Origin of the sequence: Streptomyces sp. ICC4 (genome assembly GCF_003287915.1) — a bacterium.
Classification (GTDB): Bacteria; Actinomycetota; Actinomycetes; order Streptomycetales; family Streptomycetaceae; genus Streptomyces; species Streptomyces tritrimontium.
Window position 1 is genome coordinate 4,010,223 of sequence record NZ_CP030286.1, and the last position, 17,997, is coordinate 4,028,219.

General features: G+C 72.6%; 17 protein-coding genes and 1 pseudogene. 11 read left to right on the top strand and 7 right to left on the bottom strand.

The features are described 5' to 3' along the window. The first annotated feature begins 5 nt into the window (after window positions 1-5). The 8 genes from DRB89_RS18585 (at window position 6) to DRB89_RS43015 (ending at window position 6,973) form a co-directional block, all read left to right on the top strand. Window positions 6-929, top strand: coding sequence for an ABC transporter permease (locus tag DRB89_RS18585; RefSeq protein ID WP_112449414.1), 924 nt, complete (start codon window positions 6-8; stop codon window positions 927-929). Then, window positions 922-1,932, top strand: a complete 1,011-nt coding sequence (locus tag DRB89_RS18590) for an ABC transporter permease (RefSeq protein ID WP_112449413.1) — start codon at window positions 922-924, stop codon at window positions 1,930-1,932. Before DRB89_RS18585 ends, DRB89_RS18590 begins: the two co-directional genes overlap by 8 nt. Window positions 1,933-1,944: 12 nt before the next feature. Next, the gene (locus tag DRB89_RS18595; RefSeq protein WP_112449412.1) at window positions 1,945-2,928 is read left to right on the top strand and encodes an ABC transporter ATP-binding protein; all 984 of its coding nucleotides are present in this window, start codon (window positions 1,945-1,947) and stop codon (window positions 2,926-2,928) included. Beyond that, window positions 2,912-3,982 (top strand): dipeptide ABC transporter ATP-binding protein, encoded by a 1,071-nt coding sequence (locus DRB89_RS18600; RefSeq protein ID WP_112449411.1) that lies wholly within the window; start codon window positions 2,912-2,914, stop codon window positions 3,980-3,982. Before DRB89_RS18595 ends, DRB89_RS18600 begins: the two co-directional genes overlap by 17 nt. Before the next feature lie 347 nt (window positions 3,983-4,329). Beyond that, entirely contained in the window at window positions 4,330-4,524 is a 195-nt protein-coding gene (locus DRB89_RS18605; RefSeq protein WP_112449410.1) for a hypothetical protein, read from the top strand. A gap of 81 nt (window positions 4,525-4,605) precedes the next feature. After that, window positions 4,606-5,514, top strand: coding sequence for an N-acetyl-1-D-myo-inositol-2-amino-2-deoxy-alpha-D-glucopyranoside deacetylase (mshB, locus tag DRB89_RS18610; RefSeq protein ID WP_112449409.1), 909 nt, complete (start codon window positions 4,606-4,608; stop codon window positions 5,512-5,514). Next, window positions 5,511-5,894, top strand: a complete 384-nt coding sequence (locus DRB89_RS18615) for a DUF6113 family protein (RefSeq protein WP_112449408.1) — start codon at window positions 5,511-5,513, stop codon at window positions 5,892-5,894. The genes mshB and DRB89_RS18615 overlap by 4 nt, the downstream gene beginning before the upstream one ends. 353 nt (window positions 5,895-6,247) lie before the next feature. Then, window positions 6,248-6,973, top strand: coding sequence for a hypothetical protein (locus DRB89_RS43015; protein WP_162688405.1), 726 nt, complete (start codon window positions 6,248-6,250; stop codon window positions 6,971-6,973). Between the two features lie 196 nt (window positions 6,974-7,169). On the opposite strand, the pseudogene DRB89_RS18625 reads toward DRB89_RS43015, so the two are convergent. After that, window positions 7,170-7,694, bottom strand: a pseudogene (locus tag DRB89_RS18625) (DUF4142 domain-containing protein); the annotation flags it as partial. Between the two features lie 387 nt (window positions 7,695-8,081). Between DRB89_RS18625 and DRB89_RS18630 the strand changes: the two are divergent. Continuing rightward, on the top strand, window positions 8,082-9,710 hold the full coding sequence (locus DRB89_RS18630) for an alpha/beta hydrolase (RefSeq protein ID WP_112452597.1): 1,629 nt from the start codon (window positions 8,082-8,084) through the stop codon (window positions 9,708-9,710). Window positions 9,711-9,778: 68 nt separating this feature from the next. On the opposite strand, the gene DRB89_RS18635 is transcribed toward DRB89_RS18630, so the two are convergent. Both DRB89_RS18635 and DRB89_RS18640 read right to left on the bottom strand, forming a co-directional pair. After that, entirely contained in the window at window positions 9,779-10,234 is a 456-nt protein-coding gene (locus tag DRB89_RS18635; protein ID WP_112452596.1) for an SRPBCC family protein, read from the bottom strand. A 45-nt stretch (window positions 10,235-10,279) separates the two neighbouring features. Beyond that, window positions 10,280-11,017: a TetR family transcriptional regulator gene (locus DRB89_RS18640; RefSeq protein ID WP_112452595.1), complete on the bottom strand. Its 738-nt coding sequence runs from the start codon at window positions 11,015-11,017 to the stop codon at window positions 10,280-10,282. A 184-nt stretch (window positions 11,018-11,201) separates the two neighbouring features. Here DRB89_RS18640 and DRB89_RS18645 point away from each other — a divergent pair, with 184 nt between their 5' ends. After that, window positions 11,202-12,143 (top strand): SDR family oxidoreductase, encoded by a 942-nt coding sequence (locus tag DRB89_RS18645; protein ID WP_112452594.1) that lies wholly within the window; start codon window positions 11,202-11,204, stop codon window positions 12,141-12,143. A 105-nt stretch (window positions 12,144-12,248) separates the two neighbouring features. Here DRB89_RS18645 and DRB89_RS18650 read toward each other — a convergent pair whose 3' ends face one another. The 3 genes from DRB89_RS18650 to DRB89_RS18660 all read right to left on the bottom strand — a co-directional run bounded on the left by DRB89_RS18650 (window position 12,249) and on the right by DRB89_RS18660 (window position 15,858). After that, window positions 12,249-12,662, bottom strand: a complete 414-nt coding sequence (locus tag DRB89_RS18650) for a PaaI family thioesterase (RefSeq protein ID WP_112463346.1) — start codon at window positions 12,660-12,662, stop codon at window positions 12,249-12,251. A 118-nt stretch (window positions 12,663-12,780) separates the two neighbouring features. Then, a complete protein-coding gene (locus DRB89_RS18655) occupies window positions 12,781-14,805 on the bottom strand; it encodes an NADPH-dependent 2,4-dienoyl-CoA reductase (RefSeq protein WP_112452972.1) in 2,025 nt (674 codons plus the stop codon). A gap of 273 nt (window positions 14,806-15,078) precedes the next feature. Next, window positions 15,079-15,858 carry an NAD(P)H-dependent oxidoreductase gene (locus tag DRB89_RS18660; protein WP_112450667.1) on the bottom strand — a complete coding sequence of 260 codons (780 nt, stop codon included), beginning with the start codon at window positions 15,856-15,858 and terminating at the stop codon, window positions 15,079-15,081. Between the two features lie 150 nt (window positions 15,859-16,008). On the opposite strand from DRB89_RS18660, the gene DRB89_RS18665 reads away from it, so the two are divergent. After that, complete coding sequence (locus DRB89_RS18665; RefSeq protein ID WP_112450668.1) at window positions 16,009-16,869, top strand: helix-turn-helix transcriptional regulator; 861 nt, start codon at window positions 16,009-16,011, stop codon at window positions 16,867-16,869. Here the strand turns inward: DRB89_RS18665 and DRB89_RS18670 are convergent. After that, window positions 16,866-17,903 (bottom strand): methyltransferase, encoded by a 1,038-nt coding sequence (locus DRB89_RS18670; RefSeq protein WP_239516213.1) that lies wholly within the window; start codon window positions 17,901-17,903, stop codon window positions 16,866-16,868. The two genes, DRB89_RS18665 and DRB89_RS18670, sit on opposite strands and share 4 nt — an antisense overlap. Between the last annotated feature and the right edge of the window lie 94 nt (window positions 17,904-17,997).

Here is a 17,997-nt window from a genome sequence, read left to right on the forward strand (position 1 = left end):
AGTCCATGGGACGTTATGTGATCCGGCGACTGCTCCAGATGATCCCCGTGTTCATCGGCAGCACGTTCCTGATCTTCTTCATGGTGTACGCGCTCGGTGACCCGGTCGCCGCCCTCTTCGGAGACAAGGCCCCCGACCCGGCCACCGCCGCGCGCATCCGCAAGGACCTCTACCTCGACCAGCCCCTGTGGAAGCAGTACCTGCACTACATGGGCCAGATCTTCCAGGGCGACTTCGGCACCGCCTTCAACGGCCAGAAGGTCACCGAGCTGATGGCCGCGGCGTTCCCCGTGACCCTGCGCCTGACGATCGTCGCGATCGCCATCGAGATCGTCGTCGGCATCAGCCTCGGCGTGATCAGCGGCCTCAAGCGCGGCAAGTCCATCGACAGCGGCGTGCTCGTGCTCACCCTCGTCGTGATCTCCGTGCCGACCTTCGTGACCGGCTACCTGCTCCAGTTCCTCTTCGGCGTCAAATGGGGCTGGGTGCGGCCCACGGTCTCCCCGGACGCCCCCTTCAGCGAGCTGATCCTGCCCGGCATCGTCCTCGCACTGGTCTCCCTCGCCTACGTCACCCGGCTGACCCGCACGTCCATCGCCGAGAACGTCAAGGCCGACTACGTGCGCACCGCCGTGGCCAAGGGCCTGCCCCGGCGCCGCGTCATCACCCGCCACCTGCTGCGCAACTCGCTGATCCCCGTCGTCACCTTCATCGGCACCGACATCGGCGCCCTGATGGGCGGCGCCATCGTCACCGAGCGGATCTTCAACATCCACGGGGTCGGCTACCAGCTCTACCAGGGCATCCTGCGCAACAACTCCCCGACGGTCGTCGGCTTCGTGACCATCCTCGTCATCGTCTTCCTGCTGGCGAACCTGCTCGTCGACCTGCTCTACGCGGTCCTGGACCCGAGGATCCGTTATGCCTGAGCCCGATCCCGAGCGCGCCGCCTACGATCCGCTGCGACCCGGCGCCCACGAGTCCGTCGCCCCCACCGGCCAGGGCGGGGCCATGGATCTCGCCCTGGAGGAGGCCGAGAGCCTGGAGAAGGAGCTCGGCACGCCGGGCCCCGCGGGACCGCAGGAGAAGGCCCGGTCCCTGTGGTCCGACGCCTGGCACCAGCTGCGCCGCAACCCCGTCTTCATCGCCTCCTCGCTGCTGATCCTCTTCCTGGTGGTCATCTCGATCTGGCCCCAGCTCATCGCGAGCGGCGACCCGCTCCAGTGCGACCTGTCCACATCGCAGCAGGGCTCCTCCCCGGGCCACCCCTTCGGCTACGACACCCAGGGCTGCGACGTCTACACCCGTACCGTCTACGGGGCCCGCGCCTCCATCACCGTGGGCATCTGCGCCACCCTCGGCGCGGCCCTCCTCGGCTCCGCGCTCGGCGGGCTCGCCGGGTTCTTCGGCGGCTGGGGCGACTCCCTGCTCTCCCGGGTCGCCGACATCTTCTTCGGCATCCCCGTCGTCCTCGGCGGCCTGGTCTTCCTGTCCGTCGTCACCAGCACCACCGTCTGGCCGGTCGTCGGCTTCATCGTGCTGCTGGGCTGGCCCCAACTGGCCCGCATCGCCCGCGGCTCGGTCATCACCGCCAAGCAGAACGACTACGTCCAGGCCGCGCGGGCGCTCGGCGCCGGCAACGCCCGGATGCTGCTGCGGCACGTGGCGCCCAACGCGATCGCGCCCGTCATCGTCGTCGCCACCATCGCGCTCGGCACCTACATCGCCCTGGAAGCCACCCTGTCGTTCCTCGGCGTGGGCCTGCGCCCGCCGACCGTCTCCTGGGGCATCGACATCTCCAACGCCGCCTCCCAGATCCGCAACGCCCCGCACATGCTGCTCTACCCGGCGGGCGCGCTCAGCGTGACCGTGCTCGCGTTCATCATGCTCGGCGACGCGGTGCGCGACGCCCTCGACCCCAAGCTGCGCTGAGGAGCCCCGCACATGCTGCTCGAAGTGCGCGATCTGCACGTGGAATTCAAGACGCGCGACGGAGTCGCCAAGGCTGTCAACGGCGTCAACTACTCGGTGGACGAGGGCGAGACCCTCGCCGTGCTCGGCGAGTCCGGCTCGGGCAAATCGGTCACCGCGCAGGCCGTCATGGGCATCCTCGACATGCCGCCCGGCCGGATCACGGGCGGCGAGATCCTCTTCAAGGGCAAAGACCTGCTGAAGATGAAGGAGGAGGAGCGCAGGAAGATCCGCGGCGCCGAGATGGCCATGATCTTCCAGGACGCCCTGTCCTCCCTCAACCCCGTGCTCAGCGTGGGCGCGCAGCTCGGCGAGATGTACGAGGTCCACCGCGGGATGTCCCGCAAGGACTCCCGGGCCAAGGCCGTCGAGCTGATGGACCGGGTGAAGATCCCGGCCGCCAAGGAGCGGGTGGGGGACTACCCGCACCAGTTCTCCGGCGGCATGCGCCAGCGCATCATGATCGCCATGGCGATGGCGCTGGAACCCTCGCTCATCATCGCGGACGAGCCGACCACCGCCCTCGACGTCACCGTCCAGGCCCAGGTCATGGACCTCCTCGCGGAGCTCCAGCGCGAGCTCCACATGGGCCTGATCCTGATCACCCACGACCTCGGGGTCGTCGCCGACGTCGCGGACAAGATCGCGGTCATGTACGCCGGCCGGATCGTCGAGTCGGCCCCCGTCCACGAGATCTACGCCGCGCCGGCGCACCCGTACACCCGCGGCCTGCTCGACTCGATCCCGCGCCTGGACCAGAAGGGCCAGGAGCTCTACGCCATCAAGGGCCTGCCGCCCAACCTGCTCGCCATCCCGCCCGGCTGCGCCTTCAACCCGCGCTGCCCGATGGCCCGGGCCGTCTGCGCCGCCGAGGTCCCGCCGCTGGCCGAGGTCGCGCCGGACCGTGCCAGTGCGTGCTTCTTCTGGAAGGAGTGCCTCGGTGCCCGAGTCCACTGAATCCATCCTCGTGGTCGACGACCTGGTCAAGCACTACCCGCTGACCCAGGGGATCCTCTTCCGGAAGCAGGTCGGCGCGGTCAAGGCCGTCGACGGGGTCTCCTTCGACCTGCGGGCCGGCGAGACCCTCGGCATCGTGGGGGAGTCGGGCTGCGGCAAGTCCACCGTCGCCAAGCTGCTGGTCAACCTGGAACGCCCCACGGCGGGTGCGATCAGGTACAAGGGCGAGGACCTCGCCAAGCTGTCGGCCAAGGCCCTCAAGGCCGTCCGGCGCAACATCCAGATGGTGTTCCAGGACCCGTACACCTCGTTGAACCCGCGCATGACGGTCGGCGACATCATCGGCGAACCGTACGAGATCCACCCCGACGCGGCGCCCAAGGGCGACCGGCGCCGCAAGGTGCAGGAGCTCCTGGACGTCGTCGGCCTCAACCCGGAGTACATCAACCGGTACCCGCACCAGTTCTCCGGCGGTCAGCGCCAGCGCATCGGCATCGCCCGCGGCCTCGCGCTCAACCCGGAGATCATCGTTGCCGACGAGCCGGTCTCCGCACTCGACGTCTCCGTCCAGGCCCAGGTGATCAACCTCCTGGAACGCCTCCAGGACGAGTTCGGCCTCTCCTACGTGTTCATCGCGCACGACCTCTCGATCGTGCGGCACATCTCCGACCGGGTCGGCGTCATGTACCTCGGCCGGATCGTCGAGATCGGCACCGACAGCCAGATCTACGACCACCCGACCCACCCGTACACCCAGGCGCTGCTCTCCGCCGTCCCGGTGCCCGACCCGCTGGCCCGCGAGGGCCGCGAGCGCATCATCCTCTCCGGCGACGTCCCCTCCCCGGCCAACCCGCCCTCGGGCTGCCGCTTCCGCACCCGCTGCTGGAAGGCCGAGGAGCGCTGCGCGACGGAGGTCCCGCTGCTGGAGATCCCCGCCTTCCTCCCGGGCGGCCCGGCGGCCCACCCCTCGGCCTGCCACTTCGCCTCCGAGGAGCGCATGGTCCCGCCGTCGGACGACCCGCCGCCGGCGGCGGGCCGGTTGTCCAAGGAGTGAATCCGGAGCCCCCGCCACCGCTGATTTCCGGCCACAGCTGCACTCGGCACCACAACTCGGTTTACATGTAGGCAACTTGACCGTTTCTGCCCCGAGATATGGGCCGGGCAGCCTGGGCTGTGTGCGGCCGTGCGGGTGCCGACAGCCGGCCGGGGAGGCGTACAGACTCCCCGGCCGGCCTTCCTGTGACCCCGGGCATGCGCGGCGTGCGCCCCTCGTGCTGCCGGAATCGATCGATGCGCTGGCACGGATAGTTATGATCCGTAGCGGACGGTGGGTATGACTCTGCCGTGCACGGAGTCGCGAGTACGCGTACCGATGTCCGCTCGACGTGGAGGTGAAACGCCGTGGCCCTATCGATCTCGGCCGTGGTGCTGCTGGCGATCGTCGTCTTCCTGCTGGTCCGGAGGTCGGGCCTGAAGACGGGTCACGCGGTGGTCTGCGTGTTGCTCGGCTTCTACCTGGCGAGCTCGACCGTGGCCCCGACGCTCTCCCAGCTCACCTCCAACGTGGCCAGCATGATCAGCGGCCTCAAGCTCTGAGCGGACGCCCCGCGGCGTCCGCCGGGCGCCCGGGCGAGGCCTTGTGGGGCTCCGGGCGCCGCTCCTCGTACTCTTGCCCCCATGAACGGTCTTCCCGCCCGTCGGCTCCTGCTCGTGCACGCGCACCCGGACGACGAGTCGATCAACAACGGCGTCACCATGGCCAAGTACGCGGCCGAGGGCGCCCACGTCGCGTTGGTGACCTGCACGCTCGGCGAGGAGGGCGAGGTCATCCCGCCCGATCTCGCCCACCTGGCGGCCGACCGCGACGACACCCTCGGTGCCCACCGCGTCGGCGAGCTCGCCGAGGCCATGCGGGAACTGGGCGTCACCGACCACCGGTTCCTCGGCGGCCCCGGCCGCTTCCGGGACTCCGGGATGATGGGCGCCGAGCAGAACACCCGGCCCGGCGCCTTCTGGTCCGCGGACGTGGACGAGGCCGCCGGGTACCTCGTGGAGGTGATCCGCGAACTGCGCCCCCAGGTCCTCGTCACCTACGACCCGGACGGCGGCTACGGTCACCCCGACCACATCCAGGCCCACCGGGTCGCCACCCGTGCGGCCGAACTGGCCGCGGAGCCCGCCTACCGCCGCGACCTCGGCGAGCCGCACGCGGTCGAGAAGCTCTACTGGAACCGCGTACCGCGCTCCGTCGTCGAGGAGGGCTTCGCCCGGCTGCGCGAGGCCGGCAGCGAGGTGCCCTTCCCGGCGCCGGCCGCACCGGACGACGTGCCGGGGGTGGTGGCCGACGAGCGGATCACCGCCGAGATCGGCGGGGACGAGGCCGCCGAGCAGGCGTTCGTGGCCGCCAAGACCGCCGCGATGCGCGCCCACGCCACCCAGATCGCGGTGGACGGGCCCTTCTTCGCGCTCTCCAACGACCTGGCGCAGCCGCTGTTCACCCACGAGTACTACGAGTTGGCCGCGGGCCGGCCGGGCGTCCCGGCGGGCGAGCGCGAGCGCGACCTCTTCGCGGGGGTGCGGGCGTGAGCGGTACGTGGACACCGGGGCGGATCGCCGTCCTGCTCGGGCTGTTGGCGGCGGGCGTGCTGGCCGGCGCGGCCGGCTGGCTCGTGGTGGACCTGTGGTTCCCCGCCGGGCTGGTGCTGGCGCTCCTCGCCCTCTTCGGGCTGTTCCTCGGCGGCCGCCTCGCCCTGGGGACCGGGATCGGAGTGGGCGCGGGCGCGGTCGGCTGGTTCCTCGCCTACGTGATCCTCAGCGTCCCCCGGGCGGAAGGGGACTTCCTGCTCAGTTCATCCGGAATCGACATGTACGCCTACCTTTTGGGCGGGGTCGTGCTCGCTGTGATGTCCGCCACGATGAGCGTTCCCGGGGACCGGTCGGTTTCGGCCGCCAGGCCTGCCAAGTGACGTGCCGTCGGACGGCTTCGGCGGGCTTGACGAGCCGTTCGGCGCGGATCAGCCGGGTGGTCCGGGGGCGCTCGCGGGGGGCGTGAACGGAGCCAAGGGGAACCGTTCGCTCCCGGGGGCCGAGTGCGTGCGGGCGGCGGCCAGTATGGTGGACGGGCCGCCGAGCTGCCCGCGCACGGTATGACGGGCGGCGGAGCCAATCGGGAGAGCCTGCCTTGAGTCGTGAAACCGAGAGTTCGTCCTCCGGGCCCAACGGGCGCGGTGGGGCCGCCTACCCCTCGGGTACACCGCCGTACGGAACCGGCCAGTACCCGTCCACGGACGCTGCGGCGACCACCCCGGAGGAGAGTTCAGTGACCGTACCGCCCGCCAAGCCGTCCACGGCCGATTCCGACGGGCCGAAGACGGAGACCACCCTGACGACCCGGATCCGGATCAACATCCCCGGTTCGCGGCCGATTCCGCCCGTGGTCGTCCGCACGCCCATGCCCGAGGCCGAAGCCGAGCCGCAGTCCGCCCCGGCCGCCGCGCCGGCCCCCGAGCCCGAACCGGCCGCCCCCGGGCCCGAGGACACGGCGAGCAACTGGTTCGCGCCGCGCAAGAACGCGGGGCCCGGTCCCGCTCCGACGCGGCCGCAGGCAGCCCTGGAGGCCGGACCCGCCGGCGGGCCCGGCGCCCCGCGCCACGACACGCCCGCGCAGGGCTACGCCCAGGCTCCTGCGGGTCAGCGCCCGCCGGCCCCGGCTCCTGCGGCTCCGGCCGGCCCCGGCGCGCCGCGCCACGACATGCCCGCGCAGGGCTTCGCCCAGGCTCCGGCGGGTCAGCGCCCGCCCGCGCCCATGGACCCCGGCGGCCGCGGCCCCGGCGTCGGCACCGGCCCGGGCGCCGGCCCCGGCGCGGGCTACCCCGCGCCGCCGGCCGGATCCGGCGGCCCCCGTCCGGGCGCCCCCGTCGGCCCCGGCTACGGCCAGGGCCCCGGTCCCGGCTACGGCCAGGGCCCCGGTCCGGGCTACGGCCAGGGCCGGAGAGGCGGCGCAGGTCGAAGACCTGGTTCAGGTCGCGGCCCATCTTGCCCGTGAGTTCGGCGACGCGCGTGATGGTGGCTGCCAGGTGCGCGTTGGGCACCGCGACGGGAGCCGGGGAGCCGGGGGAGCCGGGAGCGGGCACCGTGTCCGCCAAGCCGTCGAAGTCCACCAACCCGCTGGCCTCTAGGACCGAGATGTGGTCCAGGACCGTGGCGTTGGCGTCCGTGGCGAGCTCTCGGACCATGGAGTTGCGGGTCTGCGCCCGCACTTGGGCGACGAGTGTGAACACCTTTCCGTGCGCCCGGCGCAGCAGCTGGATGAACAGCCGCTCGTACGTGGCTCCCCCGGCCCGGTCCAACTGGTCGAGCCAGGCCTGCTGCTGGGGGCTCGGCCGGTCGGGCAGCTCGACTCCGAGGGCCTGGCCCACCTCCAGGACCCGCCGGTCCAGTTCGGCGTGCCCCTCCACGAGGTGCTCCCCCGCCGTCCGCACGGACTGGCGGGTTCCCCGCTCCTGGGCCTGGCGGCCCGCGGGCAGCTCCCACAGCCCGGCGAGGCGGACCTTGCGGACGAAGTCGCGGTCCTGCGGGGTGAGCGGCCCGAAGCCGGTGCTCATGACCCCGGCTCCGTCGTCGTCCGCGGCCAGGGCGGGGGCCGGGGCGGCCGCCACGGCTCTCCCGCCGAAACTCCGCACCGGGATCAGCAGCGCGATCAGCGTGAGGGCGAGGGCGCCGATGACGATGCCCGTCCCCATCACGTGGCGCGAGGCGACCGACATTCCTGCGACGCTCGACCGGCGGATCGACAGCACTGTGCCTCCTTTGCTCCCGGCGCGGCCCGGGAGCGGCCGCGCGCCGCTCCACCGGACCCCCGGGTGCCAAGGGACGCTAATGCCCGACCGGACCCCCTTCCTGAAGCCCCATCACGACTGGACAAACATCCGGGCAACACCTCGGATGGCTGCTACGGTGCCGCACGCCCGACTGCCCGGTGACGGCTCCTCCCCTGGCTGACGGAGGGACAAAACCACCGGCGTGTCGGCCGATTGTCCGGAATTCCGGTCATTCGCGAGAACGAGGGCGACCCACACCACGGAGGGATTCGCCCGGGCCGCCGCGTGCCCCAGGGTGGAGCGACAACCGCCCTCCCGAAAGGAACGGCCCCCGTGCGCAAGAAACGACTGGCTTCCCTCGTGGCCGCCGCCGGGCTCCTCGCGAGCTCCGTGCCGCTGCTCGCGGCCGCCCAGGCCTCCGCCGCGCCCGCCGACGCCGAGTACCTGCGGCAAAAGCCCGCCTGGCACCGGTGCAGCGCCGACCAGCCCGCCTCGTACGAATGCGCCACCCTCAAGGTGCCGCTCGACTACCGGCGCCCCGAGGGCCGCACGATCGACCTCGCCATATCCCGGGTGCGCAGCACCAATCCGGCGAAGCGGCACGGGGTCCTGCTGATGAACCCGGGCGGGCCGGGCGGCAGCGGGCTCGACCTCCCGCTGAGCCTCGGGGAGGCGCTGCCGCGCGAGGTGGGCGAGCGGTACGACCTGATCGGCTTCGACCCGCGAGGGGTCGGCGCCAGCAGCCCGGTCAGCTGCGGACTGACCGACGCCGAGCAGAACTTCGACCGGGCGTACCGGCCCGAGACCTTCCCCTCCGACGTGGCGTGGGCCCGTACCGTCGCCGACAAGTGCCGGGAGAAGGCCGGCTCCGTGCTCCCGTACATCACCACCCGCAACACCGCGCGCGACATGGACACGATCCGCGCGGTGCTGGGCGAGCGGAAGATCTCCTACCTGGGGTACTCGTACGGGACCTACCTCGGCTCGGTGTACACGCAGTTGTTCCCGGACCGCACCGACCGGTTCGTGCTCGACAGCGGGGTCGACCCGGACTTGATCTGGCGCGACATGATCCGGGTGTGGGCGACGGAGGCCGAGCCGGCCTTCAAGCGGTGGACGCGGTGGGCGGCGGAGCGCGCGGACCAGTACCACCTCGGCGACAGCCCGGCAGCGGTGTCCAAGACCTTCTGGGACCTGGTGGCGCGCGCCGAGCGGGAGCCGATCGACTTCCAGGGGCAGAAGATCGGCGGCGACGACATCCGGGCGGCGCGCGCGCTGTTCTTCTACCCCGCGGAGGCCACACCGCTGGTGGCGGCGCTGAAGGAAGCCGCCGAGGGGAAGCCGGGCAGCGCGTCGGGCGCCCTCGGCCCGGACTTCGACATGAAGCGGGCGCTCTCCGGGAAGGCCGCGCCCGCCCGGCCGGCCGCCGGCAAGCCCGCCACGGCCGAGCCGGCCGCCGACAACGGCATCGCCGTCTTCTGGAGCGTGGTGTGCGGGGACACGGACTCCTGGCCGCGCGACCCCGAGCGCTACCGGCGCGACGCGGTCCGCGACAAGGCCGCGTACCCGCTCTACGGGGACTTCGCCTCGAACATCAAGCCGTGCGCCTTCTGGCAGCGGCCGCTCGAGCCGGCGACGCCGATGAAGAAGCGGGCCGCCGTGCTGACCGTGCAGAACGAGTGGGACTCACAGACCCCGCTGGTCAGCGGCCGGGGCCTGCACGAGGCGCTGAGGGGGTCGCGGATGGTGCTGGCGCTGGGCGGTGAGGGCCACGGTGTGTACCTGGCGGACCCCAACTCCTGCGCCACCGCGCCGGTCACCGCCTATCTGGTCACGGGCAAGCTGCCGGCCAAGGACGTGAACTGCCGGACGGTTCCCGGCACTTCACCCCTGCGGCCCGGACCCGACGCGGCGCCGCCGAAGCCGCTGCCGTTCCCGCCCTCGGGACCGAACCGGTTCTGATCCGGCTCTGATCCGGCTCTGATCCGGCTCTGATCCGGTTCCGAGCCGGTTCCGAACCGGACCTGCCTTCAGCTCGTGCGCGGGGACGCCTCCACCGCCGCCTTGATGCGGCGGCCGAAGCCGGGGGCGTCCTTGCGCGCCGCGCTCAGGGCCAGGCCGACCAGGAGTCTGCCGAACCCGTGGCCCGTGAGGGTGTTGAAGATGCGGACCCGGGTGCGGCCGCCGGGGAGCTCCTCCAGGTCGTAGCCGCCTTCCGCGGTGACCAGGTTCTTGCTCATCTCCGCCCACCGGATCTGCCGCGGCGCGTCGAGCACGGTGATGGCGAACTCGCGGCCCGTCTTCATCCCCGCGTCCTTCACGGTGCTGCGGAAGACCGTGCCGACGGCCGTCGGGCCGTCCGGTATCCGGGTGATCCGCTGGACTCGCGGACTGAACTCCGGGTCGTTGCGCCCGTCCGCGAGGTACGCGAAGACCTCTTCGGCGGGGCGGTCGATCTCGACGCTCGCCTCGAACTGTCCGGACATGACCGCTCCTCTGCGCTGTCGCGTCCCATGCTGCGCTGTCGTGTCCTATGCCCTGTCGCGCCGGGCGGAATCGTCCCCCGCCGTCAACGATCCCAGAGCCGCGCGCTGCGCGCGCGCCAGCAGCCCGGACAGCAGGACCTCCAGCGTCTCGCGCAGCGTGGCGCCGAAGTCGAGGCGCAGCACCGCGAGCGCGGGGTCGGCCTCGTAGGCGGCGAGCATGGCGGCCGAGGGATGGGCGTGGGCCCAGACGGCCCCGGTGACCATGACCGTCCCGGCGACGAAGCGGAAGGAGTCGGCCGTGCCCAGCTCCGGCAGGTGCGCGGCGACCCGCTCGGCCAGCGCGGTGGCGTTGGCGATGGCGGCCCGCTTGTACTGGGCGGCGACCTGCGGGGAGACGTTGCGCTCCAGGACGGCGGCCTGGGCGCTGATCAGGTCGCACAGGACGGGCCGTTCGACGAGCGCCCGCGCCAGGCACGCCGCGAGCCGGTCGGGCCGCTCGGCGGGCGGGGCGCTGTCGACGGCCTCGGCGAGCGCGCCGTCGAGGTGGGCGAGCAGTTCGCGGGTGGCGCCGTCGAGCAGTTCGAGCAGAACGTCCTCGCGGGACTCGAAGTAGCGCAGCACGTTGGACTTGGCCAGCCCGGCCCGCCTGGCGAGCTCGTTCAGGGTGACCTGAGCGACCGGCATTTCCGTGAGCATGGCGGCGGCGGCGTCGAGGATGGTCCGCCGGCGGGCGGCGCGCTGCTCCTCGCTGCGGGCGCGCTGGAAATTCGTGGGCGTGGTCACGACGACAGCTTACAGAGCGTAGAGACCCGCGGTCTGTTGTTATCAGACCGGCGGTCTGCTAGCTTCGGAGAGGGATGGCAGACCGCCGGTCTCTTATCGGGATCCGGGATCCACGAGCCTACGGATCCACCCGTCCGGCCCGTCGGCCCGTCCCCCACCCACTTCCGCCTTCGAGGAGCCCGCCATGTACGCCGTCCCCGACCAGTCCGGAAAGTTCGCCGTCGTGACCGGCTCCAACAGCGGTACGGGCAAGGAGGCCGCCCGCCGCCTCGCCGAGGCCGGAGCCCGCGTGGTGCTGGCCGTCCGTACGCCCGCCAAGGGCGACGGGGCCCGCGCCGAGATCCTGGCCCGCCACCCCGGCGCCCGGGTCGAGGTGCGCCGCGTCGACCTGGCCGACCTCGCCTCGGTCGAGGCCTTCGCCGACGGGATCCTCGCCGACGGCACCCCGCTCGACCTGCTCGTGAACAACGCCGGGGTGATGGCCCCGCCCACCCGGATGACCACGTCCGACGGCTTCGAGCTCCAGTTCGGCAGCAACTTCCTCGGCCCGCTCGCCCTGACCGTGCGGCTGCTGCCCGCCCTGCTCGCGGCCCCCGCCCCGCGCGTGGCCACGATGAGCAGCGGCACGGCGAACTTCGGCCGGATCGACTTCGCCGACCTGCAGTGGGAGCGGCGGCGCTACAGTCCCATGCGCTCGTACGCGCAGTCCAAACTGGCCGACCTGATGATGGCCCGGCACCTGGCCGTCCTCGCCGCCGAGCACGGCTGGCCGCTGCGCAGCACCGCCGCGCACCCCGGCTACACCAAGACCAACCTGCAGACCGCCGGAGCGAGCCTGCTCACCGGCCGGCCCTCGCTCGGGCACCGGATCGTCAGCGCGGTGGACCTCCTCCCGAAGCAGGAGGTCGGACCCGGCACGGAGCCGCTGCTCCACGCCGCCACCAGCCCGGACGCGGCGGCCGGCGGCTACTACGGCCCGGGCGGCCGGTTCGGGCTGGTCGGCCCCAGCGCCGAGGCCCGCATCACCCGCGGCGCCCTGGACCCCGCGGCCAATGCCCGGCTCTGGGCGCGGGCGGAGTCCCTCACCGGCGTCGGCCCGGCCACGGCCGTCGCGGCGGCACGCTGACGGAGACCGGCCCGGGCCCGCGGCCGCTCCTGAGACCGACACCGACACCGGCCCCGGCCCCTGCCCCTGCCCCTGACCCTGCCCCTGCCCCGATCGGGTCTCCCCTCACCCCAGCAGGGCGTACACCGTGGAGGCCTTCGCGGCCGGCTCCGAGGCGCCCTCGGGGGTCATGGTGATGTCGGCGAAGGCCATCCGCTTGCCGAGTTTGGTGATCCGCACGTCGACCAGCACGTCGGCGCCGACCACCGGCCGCTGGAAGCTGGTGGACTGCTGGACGGTGGTCATCGGGCCGTAGGCCCCGCGCGCGGCGGAGACCGCGATGACGGTGGCGGTGTCGGCGGCCGCCATCAGGGCCTGGCCGGACAGGCCGCCGCCGTCCCGGGCGAGGGCGTCCGACCAGGGCAGCCTGAGCACGGCGTGCCGCTCGCCCGTCTCTTGGACGGTGAGCCCGAGGGCGAGCACCCACGGGGCGAAGTTGTCGTTGAGGATCTTGTCCGCGTCTGCCGGTGTCAGCGTCACCGCCCGATTGTGGCGGCCCGACCCGGACCGCCACAACTCCACTGCCGGATCAGGGCAGTACGCACCCCGGCCGGACCCGGCCGCGTTTCGTCGGGCCGGCAACGGCGGGCCGCGCGGGTCAGAGGGTCGCGGCGAGTTCCGTGCCCTGCCGGATGGCCCGCTTGGCGTCGAGTTCGGCGGCCACGTCGGCGCCGCCGATCAGGTGCGCCTCGACCCCGGCCGCGCGCAGGGCCTCGTACAGGTCGCGGCGCGGTTCCTGGCCGGTGCACAGCACCACGGTGTCGGCGGGTACGAGGCGCTGCTCGCCGCCCACCGTGATGTGCAGGCCTTCGCCGTCGATGCGGTCGTACGCCGCACCCGCGACGGAGACGACCCCACGGTGCTTGAGCTCCGCGCGGTGGATCCAGCCGGTGGTGGTGCCGAGGCCCGCGCCGACCTTGGTGGTCTTGCGCTGGAGCAGGTGGACCTGGCGCGGCGGGGCCGGCCGCTCGGGGGCGGTGAGGCCGCCGGGGCCGGAGTACGAGGTGTCCACGCCCCAGTGGCGGAAGTAGACCTCGGGGTCCTGGGAGGCGCCCTCGCCGCTGTCGGTGAGGAACTCGGCGACGTCGAAGCCGATGCCGCCGGCACCGAGGACGGCGACGCGCTCGCCGACGGGGGCCCCGTCGCGCAGCACGTCGAGGTAGCTGAGGACGTTCGGGCTGTCGACGCCGTCGATCTCGGGCGTGCGGGGGGTGACGCCGGTGGCCACGACCACCTCGTCGTAGCCGCGCAGGGTCTCGACGTCGGCGCGGGTGTTCAGCTTGACCTCGACCTCATGCTCGGCGAGCTGGGTGCCGTAGTAGCGGATGGTCTCCGCGAACTCCTCCTTGCCCGGGATGCGGCGGGCGACGTCGAGCTGGCCGCCGATGTGGCCGGAGGCTTCGTAGAGGGTGACGGCGTGGCCGCGGCCGGCGGCGGAGACGGCGCAGGCGAGGCCGGCGGGGCCGGCTCCGACGATGGCGACGCGCTTCTTCAACTTGGTCGCGGACAGCGTCAGTTCGGTCTCGTGGCAGGCGCGCGGGTTGACCAGGCAGCTGGTGATCTTGCCGCTGAAGGTGTGGTCGAGGCAGGCCTGGTTGCAGCCGATGCAGGTGTTGATCGTCTCGGAGCGGCCGGCGGCGGCCTTGGCGACGAAATCGGCGTCGGCGAGGAAGGGCCGGGCCAGCGAGACCAGGTCGGCGCGGCCGTCGGCGAGCAACTCCTCCGCGATCTCCGGGGTGTTGATGCGGTTGCTGGTGACGAGGGGGACGGAGACCGCGCCCATCAGCCGCTTGGTGACCCAGGTGTAGGCGCCGCGCGGAACGGAGGTGGCGATGGTGGGGATGCGGGCCTCGTGCCAGCCGATGCCGGTGTTGATGATGGTGGCGCCGGCCGCCTCGATCTCCTTGGCGAGGCGCACGACCTCGTCGAGGGTGGAGCCGCCGGGGATCAGGTCGAGCATCGAGAGGCGGTAGACGAGGATGAAGTCCTCGCCGACCGCCGCACGGGTGCGCCGGACGATCTCCAGCGGGAAGCGCATGCGGTTCTCGTACGCGCCGCCCCAGCGGTCGGTGCGCTTGTTGGTGGCCGCGGCGATGAACTCGTTGACCAGGTACCCCTCGGAGCCCATGATCTCGACGCCGTCGTAGCCGGCCAGCTTGGCGAGGCGGGCGGCGCGGACGAAGTCCTCGACCGTGCGCTCGACCTCGGCGTCGGTGAGGGCGTTCGGGACGAAGGGGCTGATGGGGGCCTGGATGGCGCTGGGTGCCACCAGGTCCTTGTGGTAGGCGTAGCGGCCGAAGTGGAGGATCTGCATCGCGATCTTCCCGCCCGCTCCGTGCACCGCGTCGGTGACCACGCGGTGTTCGGCGGCCTCCTCCTCGGTGGTGAGGCGGGCGCCGCCCTCGAAGGGCCGGCCGGCGTCGTTCGGGGCTATGCCGCCGGTGACGATCAGCCCGGCTCCGCCGCGAGCGCGCTCGGCGTAGAAGGCGGCGAGGCGCTCGAAGCCCCGCTCGTGCTCTTCGAGGCCGGTGTGCATGGAGCCCATGATCACGCGGTTCGGCAGGGTGGTGAAGCCGAGGTCCAGGGGGCTCAGCAGGTGCGGGTACCGGCTCTGGGAACTCATGAGGGGGCGCCTCCTCGCGCGGGGGTGATGAACCTGTTCTAGCGAGCGGGCGCTTATTTTGCAACTAGGTGCAAAACCCGGACCCGGTTCCCCGCGCCCGCCCACCCCCCGTTCCCCGGCCCCCGCACCCCGGCCCGCCGGACCGTGTGGCGGAGCTCACGGCGGCCCCGGCACGACCCGGCGGGGGCGGCGGCCGTACCGGCCGTGCACGTACCGGCCGTGCACGTACCGGCCGTGCACGCACCAGCCGTGCGCGTACCGGCCTTGCACGTACTAGCCGCGCACGTGCAGACCGAAGCCCGTGCGGCCCGTGGGCTCCAGTCCCTCCTTCAGGTGCAGCGAGGGCATCTCGTAGTCACCGAAGTTCTGCCGCCGGAACGCGATCGGCTCGGTCGACTCCAGGGTGAGCAGGCGCTGCTCCCAGGCCTTCGCGACGTCCGCGTACTCCTCGGCGCCCATCCGGTCGGTGCCGTACAGCACGAACGGCGGCAGGGCCTCGATGCCCGGGTAGTAGAGGATGCCGTGGTGGATCGGGAACAGCAGGTCGTCGATGGGGCCGTTGATCCCGCGGGCGGCGTAGTGCGGCTCTGGGCCGCCGGCCGTCACCGACAGCAGGGCCCTCCTGCCCGCGAGGGTGCCTTCGCCGAAGCGCTCGCCGTACTTGGTGCCGCTGTGCTCGCCGACGCCGTACGCGAAGCGGTGGGTGAACACCCGGTCCACCCAGCCCTTGAGGATCGCGGGCATCGAGTACCACCACATCGGGAACTGGAAGATGACCGTGTCCGCCCACAGCAGCTTCTCCTGCTCGGCGAGGACGTCCGGGGTGAGCGTCCCGGCACCCAAGGCCCGGCCCGAGTCCAGGGCCACCTTCAGCGGGCTCGAGGCGGCGGGGCCGTAGTCCTCCGCGTCCACGACCGCCTTCCAGTTCATCGCGTACAGGTCGCTCACCCGAACCTCGTGCCCGGCGGCCTCCAAGGTGGACACCGCGAGGTCCTTCAGCGAGCCGTTGAGCGACTTCGGCTCGGGGTGGGCGTAGACGATGAGCGTCTTCATGGGAACTCCTCCGGATCGGATGCCTTCGATCCTGGCCGCCGCGGCGCCCGGCATTCAGGGGCGGCTCTTCCACCGGTCCGGACTTCCTGGTATTGGCAGGGCCACCTTCGCGGCCGCCTCCGCGGGCACCGGCGTGGCCATACTGGGGACATGGACGATCTTGCGGGCTTCCTCCGGACCCGGCGCTCCCGGGTCGACCCGGCGGCCGTCGGCATCCCCGCCGACAGCCGCCGCCGAGTCGAAGGGCTGCGCCGCGAGGAGGTCGCGCACCTGTCCGGGGTCAGCGTCGACTACTACGTACGCCTGGAGCAGGGCCGCGCGACCCAGCCCTCCGAGCAGGTCCTCGACGCGCTCGCCCGCGTCCTCGGCCTCGACGACACCGAGCGCGGGCACCTCGGCCGGCTCGCCCGGCAGCGCCGCCGCCCCGCGAAGGCGCCGGGCGGGAGGGTCCGGCCGGAGGTGCTGCGCGTCCTCGGCCTGGTCACCGGCGCCCCCGCGATGATCATGGACCACCGGCTGGACGTGCTCGCCGGGAACCGCCTCGCCGGACTCCTCTTCGGCCGGCCCCTGCCGGGCCTGAACACCGCCCGTCACGTCTTCCTCGAGGAGGCCGAGCGCGGCCTCTACGCGGACTGGGAGAAGTGCACCCTCGACCTGGTCGGGCACCTGCGCCTGGCCTCCGGCAAGTACCCCGAAGACGCCGGGCTCGCCTCGCTCATCGGCGAGCTGGCCATGGGCAGCGAGCGCTTCCGCCGCCTCTGGGCCCGCGCGGACGTGCGCGCCCGCGCCCACGGGCGCAAGGCGTACCGCCACCCGCTGGTCGGGCCCCTGGAACTGCACCAGGAGAACTTCGCCCTGCCGGACGCGTCCGGCATGGAGCTGGTGGTGCTGTCCGCGGCCCCCGGCAGCCCCGCCGAAGACGGACTGCGCCTGCTCGCGGACCTGGGCGCGGACAGCGGGGACACACACCCCCCGGCGACCGCCCCGGCCCGCGGCGGCTCACGGATTTAGACGGCGACGGCCTCCACGATGGAGGGGAGGGCGGGCGTGGGGAGGACCCGGTCCACCCGGAAGCCCGCGCGGGCCAGCAGGTCGTCGAACTCCCGCGCGGTGCGCTCACGGCCCCTGAGGACCATCAGCATGACGATGTCCAGCTCCACCCCGGGGTGCGGGGCGCTGGCTTCCGGCAGGACCGTGTCGACCACGAGGAGCCGGGTGCCGGCGGACGCCGCCCGGCGGACCGAGCCGAGGATGCGCAGCGCGTCCTCGTCGTTCCAGTCGTGCAGGATGTGCTTGAGGACGTAGAAGTCGCCCCCTGCCGGCACCCCGGCGAAGAAGTCGCCGCCCTCGGTCTCCCAGCGGTTCGCCAACCCCGGTGAATCCAGAACGTGTTCGGCCACCGTGGCCGGCTGATCGAAGAGCACCCCGGTCAGCGTGGGATTGCGGGCCAGGAAGGCCCGCAGCAGGCCCCCGCGGCCGCCGGCCACGTCGACCACCCGCGAGTCGGCCGGAAAGTCGTAGCCCTGCGCGACGAGTTCGTCGACCGGACCGGAGAACGTGGCCATTCCGGTGTCGAAGGTGGCCCGGTCCTCCGGGGACTTGCCGAGGTACTCGAAGAAGGTGGCCCCGTACGCTTCGGTGAAGCCGGGCCGCCCGGTGACCAGGGTGTCCTCCAGGCCGTCGGCCGAGCGGCGGAACATCGGGTCGGTGATCATCAGCACCGAGGAGTGCTGTGAGCCCGGCAGGTCGGTGCGCAGCCCCTGCCCGTCCTCCGTGAGCCGGAACCCGCCCCGCTCGTCCTCCCGGAACAGCCCGCGGATCGCGAGCAGGCGCAGCACCCGGTGGAGCGAGGGCCCGTGGGTGCCGGTGCGGGCGGCGAGCTCTTCGGCCGTGCGGGGGCCTTCGGCGAGGTGGTCGGCGATCCGGTGTACGGCCACGGCGCGCAGCGCGGCGGAGTGGATGTAGCCGTACATGACGTCGTGCAGCGGGGGCGGTTCGAAGAGCTCGGTCGTCGGTCGGATCGGCTCGCCGGTGGGACTGGGCACGGCTGCACTCCTCGGGTCAGGGGGCACGTGCCGTCCATGCTTCCCCGCCCGACGGCCCCGCCGGGGCCGCTTCCTCCCGACTCCGCACTGTCAA